At 71.3% G+C, this 19,689-nt stretch carries 17 protein-coding genes; 7 read left to right on the forward strand and 10 right to left on the reverse strand.

Annotated elements, in window-relative coordinates; translation table 11 throughout:
• Positions 1 to 184 precede the first annotated feature (184 nt).
• Positions 185 to 2,566, forward strand: a complete 2,382-nt coding sequence (locus OG514_RS00380; protein WP_266889553.1) for a chitinase C-terminal domain-containing protein — start codon at positions 185 to 187, stop codon at positions 2,564 to 2,566.
• Positions 2,567 to 2,703: 137 nt separating this feature from the next.
• Entirely contained in the window at positions 2,704 to 3,465 is a 762-nt protein-coding gene (locus OG514_RS00385) for an SDR family oxidoreductase (RefSeq protein ID WP_266889556.1), read from the forward strand.
• 351 nt (positions 3,466 to 3,816) lie between these two features.
• On the opposite strand, the gene OG514_RS00390 is transcribed toward OG514_RS00385, so the two are convergent.
• Complete coding sequence (locus OG514_RS00390; RefSeq protein ID WP_266889558.1) at positions 3,817 to 4,992, reverse strand: ROK family transcriptional regulator; 1,176 nt, start codon at positions 4,990 to 4,992, stop codon at positions 3,817 to 3,819.
• A gap of 126 nt (positions 4,993 to 5,118) precedes the next feature.
• Between OG514_RS00390 and OG514_RS00395 the strand changes: the two genes are divergently transcribed.
• The 3 genes from OG514_RS00395 to OG514_RS00405 all read left to right on the forward strand — a co-directional run bounded on the left by OG514_RS00395 (position 5,119) and on the right by OG514_RS00405 (position 8,704).
• A complete protein-coding gene (locus tag OG514_RS00395; RefSeq protein WP_266889560.1) occupies positions 5,119 to 6,342 on the forward strand; it encodes an MFS transporter in 1,224 nt (407 codons plus the stop codon).
• Positions 6,343 to 6,486: 144 nt separating this feature from the next.
• Positions 6,487 to 7,887 carry a uracil-xanthine permease family protein gene (locus OG514_RS00400; RefSeq protein ID WP_266889562.1) on the forward strand — a complete coding sequence of 467 codons (1,401 nt, stop codon included), beginning with the start codon at positions 6,487 to 6,489 and terminating at the stop codon, positions 7,885 to 7,887.
• Between the two features lie 178 nt (positions 7,888 to 8,065).
• A complete protein-coding gene (locus tag OG514_RS00405) occupies positions 8,066 to 8,704 on the forward strand; it encodes a DUF5995 family protein (RefSeq protein WP_266900706.1) in 639 nt (212 codons plus the stop codon).
• 9 nt (positions 8,705 to 8,713) lie between these two features.
• Here the strand turns inward: OG514_RS00405 and OG514_RS00410 are convergent, their stop codons facing one another.
• On the reverse strand, positions 8,714 to 10,411 hold the full coding sequence (locus OG514_RS00410) for an NAD(P)/FAD-dependent oxidoreductase (protein WP_266889563.1): 1,698 nt from the start codon (positions 10,409 to 10,411) through the stop codon (positions 8,714 to 8,716).
• Positions 10,412 to 10,472: 61 nt separating this feature from the next.
• On the reverse strand, positions 10,473 to 11,279 hold the full coding sequence (locus OG514_RS00415) for a carbon-nitrogen hydrolase family protein (protein WP_266889565.1): 807 nt from the start codon (positions 11,277 to 11,279) through the stop codon (positions 10,473 to 10,475).
• 331 nt (positions 11,280 to 11,610) lie between these two features.
• Here OG514_RS00415 and OG514_RS00420 point away from each other — a divergent pair, with 331 nt between their 5' ends.
• A complete protein-coding gene (locus OG514_RS00420) occupies positions 11,611 to 12,177 on the forward strand; it encodes a Repetin (protein ID WP_266889567.1) in 567 nt (188 codons plus the stop codon).
• Between the two features lie 76 nt (positions 12,178 to 12,253).
• Here OG514_RS00420 and OG514_RS00425 read toward each other — a convergent pair whose 3' ends face one another.
• Positions 12,254 to 12,709, reverse strand: a complete 456-nt coding sequence (locus OG514_RS00425; protein WP_015032260.1) for an Lrp/AsnC family transcriptional regulator — start codon at positions 12,707 to 12,709, stop codon at positions 12,254 to 12,256.
• 10 nt (positions 12,710 to 12,719) lie between these two features.
• A complete protein-coding gene (locus OG514_RS00430; protein ID WP_266889569.1) occupies positions 12,720 to 14,201 on the reverse strand; it encodes an amino acid permease in 1,482 nt (493 codons plus the stop codon).
• Between the two features lie 344 nt (positions 14,202 to 14,545).
• On the opposite strand from OG514_RS00430, the gene OG514_RS00435 reads away from it, so the two are divergent.
• Positions 14,546 to 15,571: a GDSL-type esterase/lipase family protein gene (locus OG514_RS00435; RefSeq protein ID WP_266889572.1), complete on the forward strand. Its 1,026-nt coding sequence runs from the start codon at positions 14,546 to 14,548 to the stop codon at positions 15,569 to 15,571.
• Here the strand turns inward: OG514_RS00435 and OG514_RS00440 are convergent.
• The 5 genes from OG514_RS00440 to OG514_RS00460 all read right to left on the reverse strand — a co-directional run bounded on the left by OG514_RS00440 (position 15,513) and on the right by OG514_RS00460 (position 19,628).
• Positions 15,513 to 16,067 carry a GNAT family N-acetyltransferase gene (locus OG514_RS00440; RefSeq protein ID WP_266889574.1) on the reverse strand — a complete coding sequence of 185 codons (555 nt, stop codon included), beginning with the start codon at positions 16,065 to 16,067 and terminating at the stop codon, positions 15,513 to 15,515. The genes OG514_RS00435 and OG514_RS00440 overlap by 59 nt on opposite strands.
• A gap of 77 nt (positions 16,068 to 16,144) precedes the next feature.
• Complete coding sequence (locus OG514_RS00445) at positions 16,145 to 17,587, reverse strand: GuaB1 family IMP dehydrogenase-related protein (protein ID WP_266889576.1); 1,443 nt, start codon at positions 17,585 to 17,587, stop codon at positions 16,145 to 16,147.
• A gap of 105 nt (positions 17,588 to 17,692) precedes the next feature.
• Positions 17,693 to 18,025, reverse strand: a complete 333-nt coding sequence (locus OG514_RS00450; protein ID WP_266889579.1) for a barstar family protein — start codon at positions 18,023 to 18,025, stop codon at positions 17,693 to 17,695.
• Positions 18,015 to 18,449: a ribonuclease domain-containing protein gene (locus OG514_RS00455; RefSeq protein ID WP_266889581.1), complete on the reverse strand. Its 435-nt coding sequence runs from the start codon at positions 18,447 to 18,449 to the stop codon at positions 18,015 to 18,017. Before OG514_RS00455 ends, OG514_RS00450 begins: the two co-directional genes overlap by 11 nt.
• Positions 18,450 to 18,578: 129 nt before the next feature.
• Positions 18,579 to 19,628 carry a sugar-binding transcriptional regulator gene (locus tag OG514_RS00460; protein ID WP_181399460.1) on the reverse strand — a complete coding sequence of 350 codons (1,050 nt, stop codon included), beginning with the start codon at positions 19,626 to 19,628 and terminating at the stop codon, positions 18,579 to 18,581.
• Positions 19,629 to 19,689 lie beyond the last annotated feature (61 nt).

Raw genomic sequence — 19,689 nt, forward strand, 5'->3', positions numbered from 1 at the left:
TGGCCTGGCTCACAGACCCCCATAGAACTCTTCGATGGTCCAGACCTATTGACGCACTGGTCTAGTCCTCTTAATCTCCGTGTCACCTCCTAGGAACGGCCCGGCGGCGTGCGCACTCCACGGGCCCAACACGACCCACCCCTTTGTTCGTTGTGTTCCACGACCTCCCCAGGAGGACCCGATCGTGTTGTCCCCCACCGCGAAAAGAGCCTCGCTGCTCTCCTCCGGCGCAGCCGTCGCCGGGCTGCTGCTCAGCTCGCTCTCCGGCGGCGTCTCGTACGCGGCCGACAACGAGTCCTGTCGCCCCGACGGGCTTTACAAGACCCCGGGCGTCGACGTCCCGTACTGCTCGGTCTACGACACCGAGGGCCGCGAGAAGATGGGCGCGGACCACCAGCGCCGGGTCATCGGCTACTTCACCGGCTGGCGCGACGGCAAGAACGGCCAGCCCGCGTACCTGGCCAAGGACATCCCGTGGGAGAAGATCACCCACATCAACTACGCCTTCGGCCACATCGGCGGAGACAACAAGCTCTCCGTCGGCACGGACGGTCCGAACAACGCGGCCACCGGGATGACCTGGCCCGGTGTCGCCGGCGCCGAGATGGACCCCGCATACGCCTACAAGGGCCACTTCAACCTGCTCAACAAGTTCAAGAAGCAGCACCCGAACGTGAAGACCCTGATCTCGGTCGGCGGCTGGGCCGAGACCGGCGGCTACTTCGCGGACAACGGTGACCGGGTCAACTCCGGCGGCTTCTACTCGATGGCGACCAACGCCGACGGTTCGGTCAACCAGGCCGGGATCGACACCTTCGCCGCCTCGTCCGTCGACTTCATCCGCAAGTACGGCTTCAACGGCGTCGACATCGACTACGAGTACCCGACGACCATGAAGGACGCCGGAAACCCGCTCGACTGGCAGCTCGCCAACGCGCGCCGCGCCGGACTCGTGCAGGGCTACGCGGCCCTCATGAAGTCCCTGCGCGAGAAGCTGGACGTGGCCGGCGCCGCCGACGGCAAGCACTACCTGCTGACCGTCGCCGCCCCCTCCTCCGGCTACCTGCTGCGGGGCATGGAGACCTTCCAGATGCAGAAGTATCTGGACTACGTCAACATCATGTCGTACGACCTGCACGGCGCCTGGAACGAGTACGTCGGGCCCAACGCCTCCCTCTTCGACGACGGCAAGGACGGCGAGCTCGCCGCCGCCAACGTCTACGGATCGGCGCAGTACGGCAACATCGGGTACCTCAACACCGACTGGGCGTACCACTACTTCCGCGGCTCGATGCCGGCCGGCCGCATCAACATCGGCCTGCCCTACTACACCCGCGGTCACAAGAACGTGCAGGGCGGCACCGACGGTCTGTGGGGCAAGGCCTCCGCGACCACCTGCCCGGCCGGAGCCGGTCTGACCAAGTGCGGTGACGGCGCCACCGGCATCGACAACCTGTGGCACGACAAGGACACCAACGGTGCCGAGTCGCCCGCCGGCTCCAACCCGATGTGGCACGCCAAGAACCTCGAGAAGGGGATCGTCGGCGACTACGTCACCCAGTACGGCTTCCCGGCGAACACCACCCTGACCGGCACCTACGCCCGCAAGTACGACTCGACCCTGGTCGCGCCGTGGCTGTGGAACGCGCAGAAGAAGGTCTTCCTCTCCACCGAGGACGAGCAGTCGGTGGCCGCCAAGGCCGACTACGTGGTCAGCAAGGGCATCGGCGGCACCATGGTGTGGGAGATGGCCGGCGACTACGGCTGGAACGCCACCAAGGGCCAGTACGAGATCGGCTCCACGCTCACCTCGGTGATGTACGACAAGTTCAAGGCGGCCACCCCGTACGGCGCGAAGAAGTCCAACGCGACCCTGCCGACCCAGGCCGTGAAGATCGACGCGCAGTTCACCGAGTTCAAGCTGGGCGACTCGAACTACCCGATCACCCCGAAGATCAAGATCACCAACAACACGGCGGCCACCCTCCCTGGCGGCACGGAGTTCCAGTTCGACTACGGCACCTCGGCCCCGGCCAACGCCTCCGACCAGTCGGGCTTCGGCACGAAGGTGATCAGCAGCGACCACACGGGCAGCAACGTGGGCGGCCTGAAGGGCGACTTCCACCGCGTCTCCCTGAAGCTCCCGGCCTGGCAGTCGCTGGCCCCGGGCGCCACGGTCGACCTGGCGTTCAACTACTACCTGCCGGTGTCCACCCCGTCCAACTGGACGGTGAACATCAACGGCACGACGTACGCCCTCGCCGGTGACCTGGCGCGCGGCACGACGGTGGTGGAGCCGGGCACGACGACCCCGCCGACCACCCCGCCGACCACGCCTCCCACCACGCCGCCGACCACCCCGCCGACGACTCCCCCGACCACGCCTCCGACGACGCCGCCCACGGGCTGCGGCACGGTCCCGGCGTACGTGGCCGGCAATGTCTACAACGCGGGCAGCGAGGTCTCCCACAACGGCCGCAAGTACAAGGCCCAGTGGTGGACCCAGAACGAGACGCCGGGCACGACCGGCGAGTGGGGCGTCTGGAAGGACCTCGGTCCCTGCTGACCCCACCCCTCTGAAACCCCCGGCGGCGGAACTTCACGGCCCTTGCCGCCGCCGGGCTCCTACAGCGCCGCGCCCCCCTGTCCGGGGCGCGGCGCTCCGCGTGTGCGGAGGACGCCGAGGGCGGTCAGTCTGGAGACATGAGCACGATCCTGGTGACCGGTGGCACGGGGACCCTCGGCCGGCCCGTCTGCGAGCGGCTGCGCGCCGACGGCCACGAGGTACGGGTCCTCAGCAGGCACTCCCCGCCGTACGCGGTCGACCTGCGGCAGGGCGGGCCGCTGCTCGACCGGGCGGTCGACGGGGTGGAGGCGGTCGTCCACTGCAGCAACATCCTGCGCGGCGACAAGGACGCGGCCCGCCTCCTGATCGAGGCGGCGCAGCGCGCCGAGGTGCCGCACCTGCTGTACATCTCGATCATCGGCGTCGACCGGGTGCCGCTCGGCTACTACCGCACCAAGTACGCGGTGGAGCGCATGATCCAGGGCTCGGGCCTCGGCTGGACACTGCTGCGCACCACCCAGTTCCACGACCTGATCCTCCAGCTGCTCCAGGGCCTGGCCAAGCCGCCCGTGATGCTGCTGCCCAAGGACGTGCGGGACCAGCCGCTCGAAGTGACGGAGGCGGCCGCGCGCCTCGCCGAGCTGGCCGCGGGGCCGCCGGCGGGCCGAGTGGAGGACATGGCCGGCCCCGAGATCCGGACCTTCGTCGAGCTGGCCCACTCCTACCTGCGGGCGAGCGGACGCCGGCGCCGCCTCGTCGAGGTGCCGCTGCCGGGCAAGGTCTACCGGGGACTGCGGCGCGGCGAGCACCTGGCGCCGGACCGCGCGGTGGGCCGGGTGACCTTCGACGAGTTCCTGGCGGGGCGGTTCGGCGGACCGGAGCGGTCCGGGGGCGCATAGCGGGTCGCCTGGTCCCTTTCCGAGTATGCGGGTGACGGCAGCCGCCCTCGGCGATCCTCGGCGGGGTGTCGCGGCCGATTCCGGACGGAGCTGGATAGCTTTTCCGCGCCGGTGCCGCGATCTCGGTCGACCGCGTTCGGCTTCCCTCTCCCGTGGCCGGCGCCGTGGAATTACCGGCGCATGCTCGTCGAAGGGTTCTGCGCGATGACCCACACGGGCAGGACAGCGTGCAGGTGACGGTGACGCGACGCTGACCGCCACCCAAGCCATCCAAGGCGCCCGAATGGGTTCCCAGCACCGATGAGAAGCGGCCCGGAACAGTGCGTTCCGGGCCGCTTCCCCTTCGAAGGATCAGGCGGAGCCGATCGACGGACCGGACAGTCCCTGGAGCCCCGTCGTCGGCGGCCCGAAGAGCGCGTCCTGGGCCGCGTCCCGGGCGAGGAGCAGCGCACCGCGCAGGACCGCCGCGTCGCCCAGGGCGGTCGGGCGGACCTCCGTACGGAGGGGGGAGAGGGTGGCGAGTTCGGCCTCCACGCGCGCGGCGAGTCCGGCGCCGCCCTGGTGACCGGTCTCCCCGGCGAGGACCACGCAGCCGGGGTCCAGGACGGAGGCGACCGCGGCCGCGCCGATGGCGAGGCGGCGGGCGAGGGCGTCGAGGAAGGGGGCGTGGTCCGAGGCGAGGGCCTCCGCCGGGGCCAGGCCGTGCGCGGCGGCGAGGGTCTCGACGGCGGCCGCGCAGGCCAGCTCGTGGAAGCCGCCGTCGCAGCCGGTGGCCGAGGGGACCCCCGAGGTGCCGGGTACCGGCAGGAAGCCGATCTCGCCCGCGCCGCCCGAGGCTCCGCGGCGCGGCCGCCCGTCGAGGACGACCGCGGCGCCGACGCCCTGGCCGAGCCAGAGGAGGACGAAGTCCTCGCGGTCGCGGGCCGCGCCCTCGCGCAGTTCGGCGACGGCGGCGAGGTTGGTCTCGTTCTCGACGAGGACGTGGGCGGGGAGCCGTTCCTGGAGGACGCCGACGAGCCGCCGGTGCCAGGCGGGCAGTCCCGAGGAGTCGCGGAGTTCGCCGGTGGCCGGGTCGATGAGGCCGGGGGCGCCGACCGCCACGGTGTGCAGCCGGTCGGCGCCGGCCTCCTTCACGGTGCGCTCCAGGAGCGTGACCGCCTTCTCGACGGCGGGTCCGGTGCCGCTGTCGTCGCCGACGGGTACGGAGGCCTCGGCGAGAGTGGTGCCGAGCAGATCGGCGACGGTGACGGAGACGGAGCTGGTGCGTACGTCGAGGGCGGCGAGGTGTGCCCGATCGGCGACGAGTCCGTACAGCTTGGCGTTGGGGCCCCGGCGCTCGGCTCCGGACTCCCCCACGACATGGACGAGCCCGGAGCTCTGGAGGCGCTCGACGAGGTCGGCGACCGTGGGCCGGGAGAGTCCGGTGAGGGTCTTGAGCTGAGTGGCCGTCAACGGGCCTTCGTCCTGGAGCAGTCGCAGGGCGAACCGGTCGTTGATGGCTCGTGCGGTGCTCGGGGATGCGGCCATGCGGCGATCCTCTCAGACGGGCTCCGGCGCGGGTGCCATCCCGCGATCTATTTATCAGGCAGGGTTCCTGATAGTTTACGCGCCACACCACCCGACAGAGCCACACCACCACCCCAGGGAGGGCCCATGGCGGCGGAGACCGTCTCCAGCATCGATCGCCTGCGGCGCGCGCGTTTCGCCGTCGCCGCCGTCTTCTGCGTCCACGGCGCCGTGACCGGCAGTTTCGCCACCCGTATCCCCTGGATCCAGGAGCACGCGGGCGTGAGTGCCGGACAGCTCGGGCTCGCGCTCGCCTTCCCGGCCCTCGGCGCCTCCGTCGCGATGCCGCTCGCCGGGGCCGTCTCCCACCGCTTCGGTGCCCGCACGGCTCTGCGCGGGCTGCTCGCCCTGTGGACGCTCGCCCTGACGCTGCCCTCACTCGCGCCCAACATCTGGGGCCTGTGTGCCGCGCTGTTCGTGTACGGCGCGACCGCCGGCATGTCCGACGTGGCGATGAACGCGCTCGGGGTCGAGACCGAGAACCGGCTCGGCAGGTCCATCATGTCGAGCCTGCACGGCATGTGGAGCGCGGGCGCCCTCATCGGCTCCGCCGCCGGCACGGTCGCCGCGCACCTCGGCGGCGACGCCCGACTCCACCACCTGATCGCGGCCCTGGTCCTCACCGCCCTCGGCCTGTTCTTCTGCCAGGGCGTCCTCGACATGCGCAGCACTCCGGACGAGGAGCCGCCGCCGCGCTTCTCACTGCCGCCGAAGTCCGCGCTGATCATCGGCGCGATCGGCTTCTGCGCGGTGTTCGCGGAGGGCGCCAGCCTCGACTGGTCGGCGGTCTACCTCCGGGACGAAATGGGCAGCTCCGCGGGGCTCGCGGCCGCCTCCACGACCGCCTTCGCCCTGACGATGACCGTCGCACGGCTGGCCGGCGACCGGATCGTGGACCGGTTCGGCGCGGTCCGTACCGTACGGGTCGGGGGCGCCGTCGCCACCCTCGGCGGTGTCCTGGTCGTCCTCGCCCCGCACGCCGCCGTCGCCATGGCCGGATTCGGTCTCATCGGACTCGGGGTCGCGGTCGTCGTCCCGCTCGCCTTCGCCGCGGCCGGGCGCAGCGGCCCGAACCCCAGCCAGGCCATCGCGGGCGTCGCCACCATCACGTACACCTCGGGACTCATCGCGCCCTCGGCGATCGGCGGCATCGCGGACGCGACCTCCCTGGTCTTCTCGTTCGGCCTGGTCACCCTGCTCGCGCTGGGGCTCGTCCTCGGCGCCGGCGTCCTCAGGTCCGGTGGCGCCGGCGGGCGGGAGCCGGCGACGGCGAAGCCGGCTCCGGAGAAGACCCCGGGCCCGGTCGGCTAAGGCCTGTCCGGCCCTCATCCGCCGTCCGGGCCCTGGCGTGACCAGGGCCCGGACGGACTTCCCCCTCCCGGGCGGCGCATAGCATGTGGCTGATCTTTTGCGGTCGTGACACGGCCGCCGGAACCGGAGAACGGGAGCGACCTCATGAACCTCGGCGTGCGCTGGACCTTGCACGGCGACGGGAAGACACCCGCTCCCGGAGCCGTCGTCCGCCCGGACGAACGGCTCTCCTGGCCCCGTACCCTCGGCCTCGGCGCCCAGCACGTGGTCGCGATGTTCGGCGCGTCCTTCGTCGCTCCGGTGCTCATGGGTCTGGACCCCAACCTCGCGATCATGATGTCCGGTGTCGCGACCGTGATCTTCCTCCTCGCGACCCGCGGCACCATCCCCTCCTACCTGGGCTGCTCGCTCTCCTTCGTCGGCGTCGCCGCCGCCATCCGGGCCTCCGGCGGCACCAGCGCCACCGTGACCGGCGCGGTCCTGGTCGTCGGCGCGGTGCTCTTCCTCGCCGGTCTGGCGGTCCGGAAGTTCGGCGCGCGGATCATCCACGCGGCGATGCCGCCGATCGTGACCGGCGCCGTCGTCATGCTGATCGGCTTCAACCTGGCCCCGGTCACCGCGGCGACGTACTGGCCGCAGGACCAGTGGACGGCCCTCCTCGTGATGCTGTTCACCGGCCTCGCCGTCGTCTGCCTGCGCGGCTTCTGGTCCCGGATCGCGATCTTCCTCGGCCTGATCTTCGGCTACGGCATCTCGTGGATCTTCGACCTGGTCTTCGGCAAGATCCACTCGATGTCCGCGAGCGGCCAGGTCACCGACCACTGGCGGCTCGACCTCTCCGGCGTCTCCAAGGCCGACTGGATCGGCCTGCCCTCGTTCCACGGCCCGAACTTCGAGTGGTCCGCGATCCTGGTCGCGCTGCCCGTCGTCATCGCCCTGATCGCCGAGAACGCCGGGCACGTCAAGGCCGTCGGCGAGATGACCGGCGACTCGCTCGACGACAAGCTCGGCACGGCGATCGCCGCCGACGGCGCCGCCTCGATGCTCTCCACGGCCGTGGGCGGCCCGCCGAACACCACGTACTCCGAGAACATCGGCGTCATGGCCGCCACCCGGGTCTACTCCACGGCCGCCTACTGGGCCGCCGCCGGCTTCGCCCTGCTCTTCGGCCTCTGCCCGAAGTTCGGCGCGGTCGTCGCCGCCATCCCCGGCGGTGTCCTCGGCGGCATCACCGTGATCCTCTACGGCATGATCGGCCTGCTCGGCGCCCAGATCTGGATCAACGCCAAGGTGGACCTGCGCAACCCGCTCAACCTGGTCCCGGCCGCCGCGGGCATCATCATCGGCGTCGGCGGGGTGAAGCTGACCTTCACGGACACCTTCGAGCTGGGCGGCATCGCGCTCGGCACGATCGTCGTCATCACCGGCTACCACGTGCTGCGGGCCTTCGCCCCGGCCCACCTCAAGCAGCAGGAGCCGCTCCTCGACTCCGGCACCAGCTCGTACGAGAGCACGTCCGGCGCGGAGCCACTGTCGAAGAACTGAGTGATTCGCCCGTTCTGGGTAAGCCGGGCCCGAGGAGTTCCCTCGCGGGCCCGGCGACTGGGAGCCTGCCCGCATGGCGCAGACCCAGCAGATCGGGCAGACCCGGCAGAGCGAGCAGACCGGAAGGATCGGGCCGCCGCTCGGCCCGTTCCTCGCGGTCGACCCCGTGGTGGACCGGATGCGGGCGCTCCGCGCGGCCTGGCATCCGGCCGACGGGGTCGCCGTCTTCAACCGGGTCTATCTGACCGTCACCGAGGAGATCGGGCACGCCGTGGAGTCGGGTGGCTTCGCCGACCGGCGGGCCGCCGCGACCCTCGACGTACGGTTCGCCGAGCGGTACCTGGCAGCGGTCGACGCCGTCGCCACCGGCCGTCCCGCCCCCGCCTGCTGGCGGCCCCTCTTCCACTCGCGGCGCCATCCCGGCGTACGGCCGCTGCAGTTCGCGCTGGCCGGGATCAACGCCCACATCGGCCACGACCTCGCCCTCGCGGTGGTCGACGCCTGCCGGATCCTGGAGTGCGCACCCGCCGACCTGGAGGACGAGTTCGACCGGGTCGGCGACATCCTGGTCCTCCTGGAGGAGCGCATCCGGGAGGAACTGATGCCGGGCCCGGACCTCCTGGAGGTCGCGGACCCGCTGACGCATCTGCTGGGCTGCTGGAGCCTGGACCGGGCCCGCGACGGGGCCTGGCTCGCCGCGCGCTCGCTGTGGCAGCTGCGCGGCCTTTCCGAGCTGGCCGAGGAGTTCACCGAACGCCTCGACCGCTCGGTGGGCCTGGTGGGACGGATGCTCCTCACGCCCCTGACCAGGCCCTAGGGGGTGTGATCAGTCCTCCGGCAGCTCGACCGGGGCGATCTCGTCGTACACGTCGCCCGGGCCCGGGTTGGTGGCGTCGCTTCCGCCGCCGAAGTGGTGCATCACGCCCCAGACCGCGTTGAGCGCCGTCTGCACCGCGCCCTCGGCCCAGCCGGCCGTCCAGGAGATGTCGTCGCCCGCGAGGAAGATGCCCCGCTTGTCCTCGGGCAGCCGGTCCTGCATGAAGTGGGTGAACAGGCGGCGCTGGTAGCGGTAGTGGCCCGGCAGGTTCGCCTTGAACGCGCCCATGAAGTAGGGCTCGTTCTCCCAGGAGACCGTCACCGGGTTGCCGATGATGTGCTTCCGGATGTCGACCTTCGGGTAGATCTCGCCGAGCGACTTCAGCATGACCTCCATCCGCTCGTTCGCGGACAGCGGCAGCCACTTCAGGCTGTCGTCGCACCAGGTGTACGAGAGGCAGATGGTGGCCGGCTTGTCCGGGCCGTCGTCCAGGAGGTACGTGCCGCGGGTCATCCGGTCGGTCAGCGTCATCGACATGACGTCCCGGCCGGTCTCCTCGTCCTTGTCCAGCCAGAACGGCCGGTCGACGGGCACGAAGAGCTTCGACGACTCCATGTAGTGGGTGCGCTCGATCGCCGTCCAGTGGTCGATCGGGAAGAGCGAGTCGTCACAGGCGATCTTGGAGAGCAGCATCCAGGACTGGGCGGTGAAGATCGCCGCCTGGAAGGTGCGGATGTCGCCGGAGGCGTCGGTGACGGTGATCCGGTTGCCGGCGGTCCGGTTCAGCCGGGTCACGGCCGGCTTCGGGGTGCCCTCGTGCAGGGAGCTGAGCGAGGTGCCCTGCGCCCAGTGGAGGATCTTCTCCGGCTCGCGCTCCCACAGCCGCACCGGCAGCTGCTGCGAGCCGCCCACGATGCCGCGGTGGTGGTCGTCGGCCTCCGTGTAGACGACGCGGAGGATCTCCAGGATGGAGTTCGGGAAGTCGGTGTCCCAGCCGCCGGTGCCGAAGCCGACCTGGCCGAAGATCTCGCGGTGCCGGAAGGACTTGAAGGACTCGGACTCGCAGAGGAAGCCGTAGAAGGTCTGGTTGTCGAGCTTCTCGACGAGCTTCGCCCAGATCTCGCGGATGCGCGGGACGTCGCGCTCACGCATGGCCTGGTTCATGTCGGAGAAGTCGGCGCCCTCGTCGAGACAGGCGTTCCACGCGTTCATCACGTCGCGGTAGACCTGCGGAAGGTCGTCGACGGTGGTGGCGTAGTGCGACTCGCCCTTGAGGTCGACGACGGTCGACGGGGTCGACTCGGCCAGCGGGTTCGGGAACGGCGTGGTCTCCAGGCCGACCAGGTCGATGTAGTGCTGGAGCGCGGTCGAGGAGGGCGGGAAGCGCATGGCGCCCATCTCGGCGGTGAGGCCCTCGGTGGCGGTGCCCTCGAAGCCGACGGTACGCAGCCGGCCGCCGATCTGGTCGGCCTCGTAGACGACGGGCTTGAGGCCCATCTTCATCAGCTCGTAGGCGGCGATGATGCCGGAGAGCCCGCCGCCGATGACCGCGACCTCGGTGCCGTGCTCGGTCGCCGGTATCTGGCCGAGCCCGGCCGGGTGGGCCAGGAAGTCGTCGTAGGCGTAGGGGAAGTCCGGACCGAACATGGTGATCGGCGGCTGGCCGTCGCTGTGGGGGACGGCGGTCGTGGGCACCGTGGACGTCATGGGGTACGGACTCCTTGCACGGAAAAGGTGAGGCAGGTCGGGGAGGCGGGGAGGCGGCGGCTCAGACGAGGGGACCGTAGAGGCCCGGCCGCCGGTCGCGGAGGTAGGGGTTCTCCGCGCGGGAGGCCGCCAGGAGGTCGGGGTCGACATCGCCGATGACGAGGTCCTCGCCGCGTCCGGCACGGGCGCGGGCGGTGCCGTCGGGGCCGGCCAGGGTGGAGAGGCCGACGAACTCGAACCCGCCCTCGGGGCCGGTCCGGTTGGCGTACGCGATGTAGAGCTGGTTCTCGAAGGCGCGGACCGGCACCACGGACAGGGGCACGATCTCGGCGGGGTGCATGAGCGCGGTCGGTACGAGGAGGAGGTCCGTACCGGCCAGCGCGTGCGCCCGCACGTTCTCGGGGAACTCGACGTCGTAGCAGATCATCATGCCGACGGTGAGGCCGTCGACCTCCGCCTGGACGACGGCCCGGTCACCGGGGGTGAACCACTTCAGCTCGAAGTCGCCGAAGAGGTGGGTCTTGCGGTACCGCGCGAGCTGGACGCCGTCGGCGCCGATGAGCTGCGCGGAGTTGTAGAGGACCCCGTGCCGCTCGGTGTCCCGCTCCGGGTAGCCGTAGCCGACGGCCAGGCCGTGGCGCACGGCGATCGCCGCGACGGCGCGGGAGGAGGGGCCGTCGGCCGGCTCGGCCAGGCGCGCCATGTCGGCGCCGATGGCGTAGCCGGTGAGGAACAGCTCGGGGGCGAGCAGCACGCCCGCTCCGGCGGCCGCGGCGCGGGCGGCGGCCTCGTCGAGGATCTTGAGATTGGCGGCCACGTCACCGAGTTCACCGGAGCTCTGGAGCAGGGCGGTGCGCAGCGCGGGCATGCGTGATCCTCGGGGGTCGGAGTACAAGGGGAAGACGTCAAAAACGGTACGGTTCCGTGCCGCGCGGGGACAAGACGGCAGCGTTGCGGACCGACCGTCGAACCGTTGCGCGATCTGCGGCCACCGCGGCGATTCGTTGCGTACGCCCCCGGCGTGGAGCCGTACACCTCCACCCCGGGGGCGGACGGCTCCGCCCGGGGGCGGACGGCTCCCCCGCCGCGCGGCGGAGACGAGGACCGTCCCACGGCGCGACGTCCCGGCGCGGCCCGCGCGGAAGAGTGGTGGTCGTCCGGAGGAACCCCGGACGACCTGCCGAAAGGACCGAGTAGCCATGAACCGCCGTACGAAGATCGCCGCCGTTGCAGCCGCCGTTCTGCTCACTCTGGGGGCCGGTGGTATCGCCGCCGCCTCGGCGGACGACGCTCCCGCCCCGGCCGCGGCTCCCGCCGCCGTCTCGGAGGCCGCCGCGCTGACCGGCACGGCGAAGCTGTACCGGCCGGCCGGGGACGACATCACGTTCACCTTCGACGCGCATCTGGCGGAGAAGAATCGGCAGGATCCGATGAAGGCCACCGGCACGTTCCGCTTCAGCCACTACAAGGGGGACTGGGGCGGGTACGCGAAGGTGAAGGTCGACTGCCTCACCACGGGCGGCAAGGTGGCGGTCGTGTCGGGTGTCGTCGTCGAGACCGACGTGAAGGAGTTCCGGAAGGCCCGCGTCGGCGTCACGGTGCACGACGACGCGGCCGGCGACCGGCTCGGCTACACGTGGATGACCGCCGACCCGAAGAAGGACAAGGTGCCGCCGTGCATCAGCGGCGCACCGTTCGAGAAGGTCAAGGCGGGTACGGGCGACTTCAAGGTCGTGCCCTGGGAGTTCGTGTACCCGACCGAGTAGTCCGCCCCACGGGGGTGGGCGGGCGAAGGGCGGTGCGGGAACCACGGCCCGCACCGCCCCGGCCCACGCGCCGTCCCTACGCGGGCGAACCCGAGGAGAAGCGCCGCAGCAGCGGCGAGAGCACCAGGACGGACTTGGTGCGCTCCACGAAGGGCTCGCCCGCGATCCGCTCCAGGACGCGCTCGAAGTGGCGCATGTCCGAGGCGAAGACCTGGACGACGGCGTCCGCGTCACCGGTGACGGTCGACGCGGACACCACCTCGGGGTACCGCTCCAGGCCTCGCCGGATGTCGTCCGGCGAGGTGTTGTGGCGGCAGTAGATCTCGACGAAGCCCTCGGTCTCCCAGCCGAGCGCCGCCGGGTCCACCCGTACGGTGAAGCCGGTGATGGCACCTTCGGCCCGCAGTCGGTCCACGCGCCGCTTGACGGCGGGCGCGGAGAGTCCGACGAGGGAGCCGATGTCGGCGTAGGAGCGACGGGCGTCCTCCGCGAGGGCGTGGACGATGCGTTCGTCGAGGTCGTTGAGTCGCACTACGGGTGGATCACTTCTCTGCTGATGCTGCTGACGCTGCGGTGGCCAGTCGGGAGCGGCTCATGCCGTACAGGAAGTAGAACACGAGTCCCGCGGCCATCCAGCAACCGAAGACCACCCAGGTGACGGCGTCGAGGCTGAACATGTTGTACGCGCAGAAGATGAAGCCCAGGACCGGGAAGACCGGGCCGAACGCCACCTTGAAGGTGCGCGGCATGTCGGGGCGCGTGTAGCGGAGCACGATGACGGCGATGTTCACCAGGCCGAAGGCGAAGAGGGTGCCGATGCTGGTGGCATCGACGAGCTTGCCCAGCGGGATGACCGAGGCGAGGGCGCCGCAGAAGACGGAGACGATCACCGTGTTGACGCGCGGGGTGCCGGTCTTGGCGCTGACCTTGCCGAAGGCCTTCGGCACCAGGCCGTCGCGGGACATGGCGAAGAGGATGCGGGTCTGGCCGTAGAGCACGGTCAGGACGACGCTGGCGATGGAGATGACGGCGCCGGCGGCGAGCAGGGTGCCCCAGAAGGTCTGGCCGGTGACGTCGTTCATGATCGCGGCCAGGGTGGCCTCGGAGCCGTCGAACTTCTTCCAGTTCCACGCGCCGACCGCGACCGCGGCGACCAGCACGTAGAGCGCGGTGACGATGATCAGCGAGAGCATGATCGCCCGCGGCAGGTCGCGCTTGGGGTTCTTGGCCTCCTCGCCGGCCGTGGAGGCGGCGTCGAAGCCGATGTACGAGAAGAACAGGCTCGCTCCGGCGGCGCTGACGCCCGCGGTGCCGAGCGGCATGAAGTCCTTGTAGTTGCCGGACTTGAAGCCCATGAAGCCGATGGCGCAGAAGAGGACGAGCGCGGCGATCTTCACCACGACCATGATCGTGTTGACCACGGCGGACTCACGGGCGCCGCCGAGGAGGAACACCATGGCCAGCATCACGACGATCAGACCGGGCAGGTTGACGATCCCGCCCTCGCCGGGGGCCGAGGAGAGCACGTCGGGGATGGTGACCCCGATCGTGCCGTCGAGCAGCTCGTTGAGGTACTCGCCCCAGCCGACCGCCACGGCGGCGACGGAGACGCCGTACTCCAGGACCAGGCACCAGCCGCAGACCCAGGCGACGAGTTCACCCATCGTTGCGTAAGCGTACGAGTACGAGGAGCCCGCGACCGGTATGGAACCGGCCAGCTCGGCATACGAGAGCGCCGAGAACAGAGCCGTGAGGCCGGCGATGACGAAGGCGATGGTGACCGCGGGGCCGGCCTTCGGAACGGCGTCGCCGAGGACGACGAAGATCCCGGTACCGAGCGTGGCACCGATGCTGATCATGGTCAGCTGCCACATGGAGAGCGAGCGGCGGAGACTGCCACCCTCACCCTGTCCACCCTCTGCGACCAGCAGTTCCACCGGCTTGCGCCGGGTCAGTGCGCCGAGGGCGGAGGTCTTGCGGGTGGTCGATTCCTCGACCGGTGGGGCTGCGCCGTGGTCCAGCACTGCGGAGGCTCCTTATCGCTGCCTGTAGGCGGGGCATGGGACCGCGGCGGCACGCGGGCATGACGAGGCAAGCCCGCGAAGGGAGGGAACCGCCGAGCAGGCGGTCCCCGCCACTCCTGGTACGAGGCATGAGCCTAAGGGTCCGGGGTTCGCACTCGTAATGCAGGGTTGTTGCGCACTGCCGGATGATCATTGCGCGCTTGGGGCACAGACGGGGAAACATTGCGCTCCCCCGCATGAATCCACACATTGGGGGTGTGAACCGGTCCCCGCGCGCGCATTGACTCCTCGTGCCCCATGACCCACGCTGCGAGCCCTCGACGACCCGACGATCGGAGATCCAGGTGGGCTGGCTCGACCCGGCACCGTTCCTGCGCGGCACGGCCTGGCTGGACGGGGACCGGCCGGTGCGCGCCGACCCGGACGACCTGGAGCGGCTGCCGTGGGACATCGCCGAGCGGGCCGCGCTGCCCATCGGCGTACGGATCGAGTTCACGGCCGCGCCCGGCACGCGCGCGGTGCGGCTGCGCTACCGGGCGGCCGTCCCCGAGCCGGACGATCCCCTGGCCGAGCTGCGCCACAGCTTCGCCCTCTGGAGCGGTACGCGGCTCGTGGGCGAGGCCTGCGTCGCCCCGGCCCCCGAGGCCACCGTGACGCTCCCGCTGCCCGCGGGCGGCGGTGTCTTCACCGTCCACCTCCCGGAGGGCCAGGCGCCGGTGCCGCTCGCCCTGCGGGCCCTCGGCGGCGCCCTCTCCCCCGCCCCCGCCCGGCCGCGCTGGCTGGTCCACGGCGACTCGATCACCGAGGGCTGGTGGTCGACCCGTCCTGCCCACTCCTGGCCCGCCACGGCGGGCCGGCTCCTCGGCCTCGACCCGGTGAACCTGGGGTACGCGGGCGGGGCACGCGGAGAACTCCCGCTCGCCGAGCACCTGGCGCGGCTCCGGGGCGAGGTGATCACCCTCGCGTTCGGCACCAACTGCTGGTCCACGGTGCCCGCGACGGCCGACTGGCTGTACGCGACCGTCCGGGCCTTCGTGGGCCTGGTCCGCCGGGGCCACCCGGACACCCCGCTGCTGATCGTCTCCCCCGTCCTGCGCCCGGCGGCCGAGCACACCCGCAACGCCCTCGGAGCGACCCTCACGGAGCTGCGCAGGGCCATGGAGCGGGCGGGCCGGGACCTGGCGGCCGAGGGCGACGGGCGGCTCCTGGTCCTCCCGGGACGGCCGCTGCTGGGCCCGGAACACCTGGCGGACGGACTGCATCCGGACGACCGGGGCCACGCCCGGATCGCGGCAGCGGTCGCGGAGGCCCTCAGAGGGGCCCTGGACCTGCCTCTGCCGGTCGGGCGCTCGGCGTCACCAGGTTCCTGACCAGGAAGGTGCAGGCGTCGGCGTACGCGTGCGTGCGGCCCTCCGCGTCCGTCCCGCTCCAGCGGTCCGTGTAGGCCACGACGGGCTGGTAGCCGAGCCGCGCGTACAGCGCCGCCGCTCGCGGGTTGTCCCGCCCCACCCCGAGCCCCAGGACGGTTCCGCCGCGCCCCCGGACCAGCTCCTCGGCCTCGTGGATCAGGGCCGTACCGATGCCCTGGCCGCGGAGCTCCGCCCGTACGTCGAGGCCGTTGAACTCCGGGCACTCCCCGACAGCCGCCCGCACCTCGGGGGCCGCACAGCCGTCCCAGCGGACCTGTCCGTGGCCGACGGGCACCCCGTCCCGCCAGGCGAGGAGGTACGTGCCGGTCCCGGCCTCCTGGCGTGCGAACCGGTCCGCGTGGCGCGTCGGCGCCCCGGGCGCGGGAAGGTGCCGGTCGAGCAGGGGCAGGTCGACAGCGCGGCAGGGCCTGATCTCCGTACGGTCCACACGGTCCATGCGGCGACCGTACGGGACGACAGCGGGCCCCCGGGAAGAATTTCCCGGGGGCCCGCCCATGTCACGAGGTGACGGGACTAGCTCCAGCTGGCGTGCAGCGGCTTGCCCTCGGCGTAACCGGCGGCGGACTGGATGCCGATCACGGCCTTCTCCTCGAACTCGGCGAGCGAGCCGGCACCGGCGTAGGTGCAGGAGGAGCGGACGCCCGCGATGATCGAGTCGATCAGGTCCTCGACGCCCGGGCGGGCCGGGTCGAGGAACATGCGCGACGTGGAGATGCCCTCCTCGAAGAGACCCTTGCGCGCGCGGTCGTACGCCGACTCCTCGCTCGTGCGGTTCTGCACGGCGCGGGCCGAGGCCATGCCGAAGGACTCCTTGTACGGGCGGCCGTCGGCGGTGTGCTGGAGGTCGCCAGGGGACTCGTACGTCCCGGCGAACCAGGAACCGATCATGACGTTGGACGCGCCCGCGGCGAGCGCCATGGCGACATCACGCGGGTGGCGGACGCCACCGTCGGCCCAGACGTTCTTGCCGTACTTCTTGGCCTCGGCGGCGCACTCCAGGACGGCGGAGAACTGCGGGCGGCCGACGCCGGTCATCATGCGGGTGGTGCACATGGCGCCGGGGCCCACGCCGACCTTGATGATGTCCGCGCCGGCCTCGATGAGGTCGCGCACACCCTCGGCGGCGACGATGTTGCCGGCGACGATCGGCACCTGCGGGTCAAGGGCGCGCACGGCCTTGATCGCGGCGATCATCGACTCCTGGTGGCCGTGCGCCGTGTCGATGACGAGCGTGTCGACGCCCGCGTCGAGCAGCTGCTTGGCCTTGCCCACGAAGTCGCCGTTGACACCGACGGCGGCGGCGATGCGCAGCTTGCCGTTCGCGTCGGTGGCCGGGGTGTACAGGGTCGCGCGGAGGGCGCCCTTGCGCGTCAGGATGCCGACCAGGCGGCCGTCCTTGTCCACGGCCGGGGCGTAGCGGCGGTTGGCGTGGTCGAGCGTGTTGAACGCGTCGCGCGGCTCGATGTCGGCGTCGAGGAGCAGCAGGTCCTTCGACATGACCTCGGAGAGCTGCGTGAAGCGGTCCACCCCGGTCAGGTCGGCGTCGGTGACGACACCGACGGGACGGCGGTCCTCGTCGACGACGACAGCGGCGTCGTGCGCCCGCTTGGGCAGCAGCGAGAGAGCGTCGGCGACGGTCTGGTGGGGGGCCAGGACGATCGGGGTGTCGAGCACGTGGTGACGGCTCTTGACCCACGAGATGACGTCGGTGACGACCTCGATCGGAATGTCCTGCGGAATGACGACCAGTCCGCCACGGCGGGCGACGGTCTCGGCCATGCGGCGGCCGGCGATGGCGGTCATGTTGGCCACGACCAGCGGGATCGTGGTCCCGGTTCCGTCCGGCGAGGAGAGGTCCACCGCCTGGCGGGAACCGACGGCCGAGCGGCTCGGCACCATGAACACATCGTCGTACGTCAGGTCGTAGGGCGGCTTGACGTCATTGAGGAAACGCACGTGCTGACATCCCAGTCGTTCGGATCGGCCCCTAGGCATTTCAGCCAGGGGAAAAAGCACGTAGTTCATTGTCCCACGCCAGTACGAATACCAGCCCCGGGCGATTCATCCGAGGCTTGCGGCAGGGCTTTCGTCGGATCCTCCGAAAGCCTCCCCGAGGGAGAGGAGGACCGTGAGGCGGGTGGGGCGCTCGTCGACGGCCGTGGCGAAGACGTCCTGGGCGGTCCCCCACTCGCGGGGGCGGGTCCTGGCGTACTCCCGCCAGCCGGTGACGACGAGGGTGACCGGTTCGGGCAGGTCGGAGAGGCAGTCGGCGAGGGCGTCCCAGTTCCGGCCGAACCAGTCGGGCAGAGCGAGGGCGGTGGCACACCGGTCCATGAGGGCGGCCTTGTCCGTGACGCCGGCCAGATCGAGGACGACGGGGTCGTCAATCCTCATCCGTGATCACCTCCCGGAAGCTGTCGTAGTGGTCGTCGGTCCAGTAGATCTCGCCGTTCCGCCCCGTGACGATCCGGCGTGCCCCGCGGTCGCGTTCTCCGGGGGTCTTCACGGTGTACTCGCGGTAGTAGCCGCGGCCCTCGCGGGGCAGGATCCGCTCGAAGTTCGAGAAGACAGCACCGTCCCTGGCGTACGGGAAAGGGCCGCCGCGCGCGATGAGGTCGAGTGTCCTGCGCGCCTCGGGCGGCAGGTCGGCGGCCCGCACGGTGGGCAGTCCCGAGGTTCCGGTGGGCGCGGCGGCCTCGGCGGTGCCGGTGGTGCGAGCGGGGGCTGCGGGAGCGGCCCCGCCGCTCGCCGAGGAGCACCCGGCCAGGAAGACGCACAGGACGAGCGCGAGGAGCACGCGCAGGGGCCGGAGCAACATGTCCCGAACATACCGTTACGGGATGGCTCCGGCCCCTGGATCGCCCGGGTCGACGGCGGTGTCTCTCAGCTGCCGTCGGGGTCCGTCCGGCTCCGGCCCCTGGATCGCCCGGGTCGGCGGCGGTGTCTCTCAGCTGCCGTCGGGGTCCGTCCGGTCGAGCGCCGGGTGCGTGCCCGGGCTGGACTCGGTGAGCAGGTAGTCCGCCGCCGCGCGGTCGGTGACGAGGCTGGTGACGAGCCCGGAGCGGAGCACCGCACCGATCGCCGCCGCCTTGCGCTGGCCGCCCGCGATGGCCACGACCTCGGGGATCCGGCGCAGCCGGTCCGCCTCGACGGTGATGCAGCGCTCGCCCAGGTCGCGGCCGACCCGGCGCCCCTCGGCGTCGAAGAGGTGCGCGGACATCTCGGCGGCGACGCCGAGCGAGGCGTAGTGGGCGCGCTCCTCGTCCGAGAGCATGTCGTGGACGGTGGAGATGCCCGGCTCCCAGGAGCCGATGGAGACGCAGGCGACGGTCACCTTGTCGAAGTACTCGAAGGCCCGCGCGATACCGGTCTGGCTGCGCAGCGCGGCCGCCGTCGCCGGGTCGGGCAGCAGCATGGGCGCGTAGATCGGGTGCGCCTCGCCGCCGGAGACCTGGGCGGCGCGGCGTACCGCCTCGACGGAGCCGCGCTCGGCGGTCCCGGCGTCGTACACCCCGGTGAGCTGGACGACCGTGCACGGGGGCAGCCGGTCGAGGGCCGCCGCCATGTGGATGGTGGAGCGGCCCCAGGCCAGGCCCAGGACGTCCCCTTCGGTGACCAGCTCGCCGAGCAGGTCGGCCGCCACCTCGCCGAGGTTCTCGGGGTCGGGCGACTCGTCCTCGCCCTCCGCCGGGGACTCGACGACGACGGCGTGGCGGAGCCCGTAGCGGGCGCGGAGCGCGTCGGAGCGCTCGGCGTCCAGCTCGGCCGGTACGCGGATCTCGATCCGTACGAGATCGCGCTCCAGGGCGGTCTCCAGGACCCGGGCCACCTTGAAGCGGCTCACGCCGAACTCCTCGGCGATCTGGATCTTGGACTTGCCCTCGAGGTAGAAGCGGCGGGCCATGGCCGCCGCCTGCACCAGCTCCGCGGGGCCCATCCGCAGGGCTGATCGTCCCGCCGACATACCCGCCACCGCGATCTCCTCACTGCTGTTCACGTACCGCTGTTCACGTACGACGTTCATGTACCGCTGTTCGCGTACCGCTGTCGTTCACACT

Origin of the sequence: Streptomyces sp. NBC_00572, from assembly GCF_026341815.1 — a bacterium.
Lineage (GTDB): Bacteria > Actinomycetota > Actinomycetes > Streptomycetales > Streptomycetaceae > Streptomyces.

Excerpts from the sequence above, each read along its gene's own strand:
- OG514_RS00385 (WP_266889556.1), top strand. The coding sequence starts at position 2,704 with ATGAGCACGATCCTGGTGACCGGTGGCACGGGGACCCTCGGCCGGCCC.
- OG514_RS00390 (WP_266889558.1), bottom strand. The coding sequence starts at position 4,992 with ATGGCCGCATCCCCGAGCACCGCACGAGCCATCAACGACCGGTTCGCC.
- OG514_RS00395 (WP_266889560.1), top strand. The coding sequence starts at position 5,119 with ATGGCGGCGGAGACCGTCTCCAGCATCGATCGCCTGCGGCGCGCGCGT.
- OG514_RS00400 (WP_266889562.1), top strand. The coding sequence starts at position 6,487 with ATGAACCTCGGCGTGCGCTGGACCTTGCACGGCGACGGGAAGACACCC.
- OG514_RS00405 (WP_266900706.1), top strand. The coding sequence starts at position 8,066 with ATGCGGGCGCTCCGCGCGGCCTGGCATCCGGCCGACGGGGTCGCCGTC.
- OG514_RS00410 (WP_266889563.1), bottom strand. The coding sequence starts at position 10,411 with ATGACGTCCACGGTGCCCACGACCGCCGTCCCCCACAGCGACGGCCAG.
- OG514_RS00415 (WP_266889565.1), bottom strand. The coding sequence starts at position 11,279 with ATGCCCGCGCTGCGCACCGCCCTGCTCCAGAGCTCCGGTGAACTCGGT.
- OG514_RS00420 (WP_266889567.1), top strand. The coding sequence starts at position 11,611 with ATGAACCGCCGTACGAAGATCGCCGCCGTTGCAGCCGCCGTTCTGCTC.
- OG514_RS00440 (WP_266889574.1), bottom strand. The coding sequence starts at position 16,067 with ATGGACCGTGTGGACCGTACGGAGATCAGGCCCTGCCGCGCTGTCGAC.
- OG514_RS00450 (WP_266889579.1), bottom strand. The coding sequence starts at position 18,025 with ATGAGGATTGACGACCCCGTCGTCCTCGATCTGGCCGGCGTCACGGAC.
- OG514_RS00455 (WP_266889581.1), bottom strand. The coding sequence starts at position 18,449 with ATGTTGCTCCGGCCCCTGCGCGTGCTCCTCGCGCTCGTCCTGTGCGTC.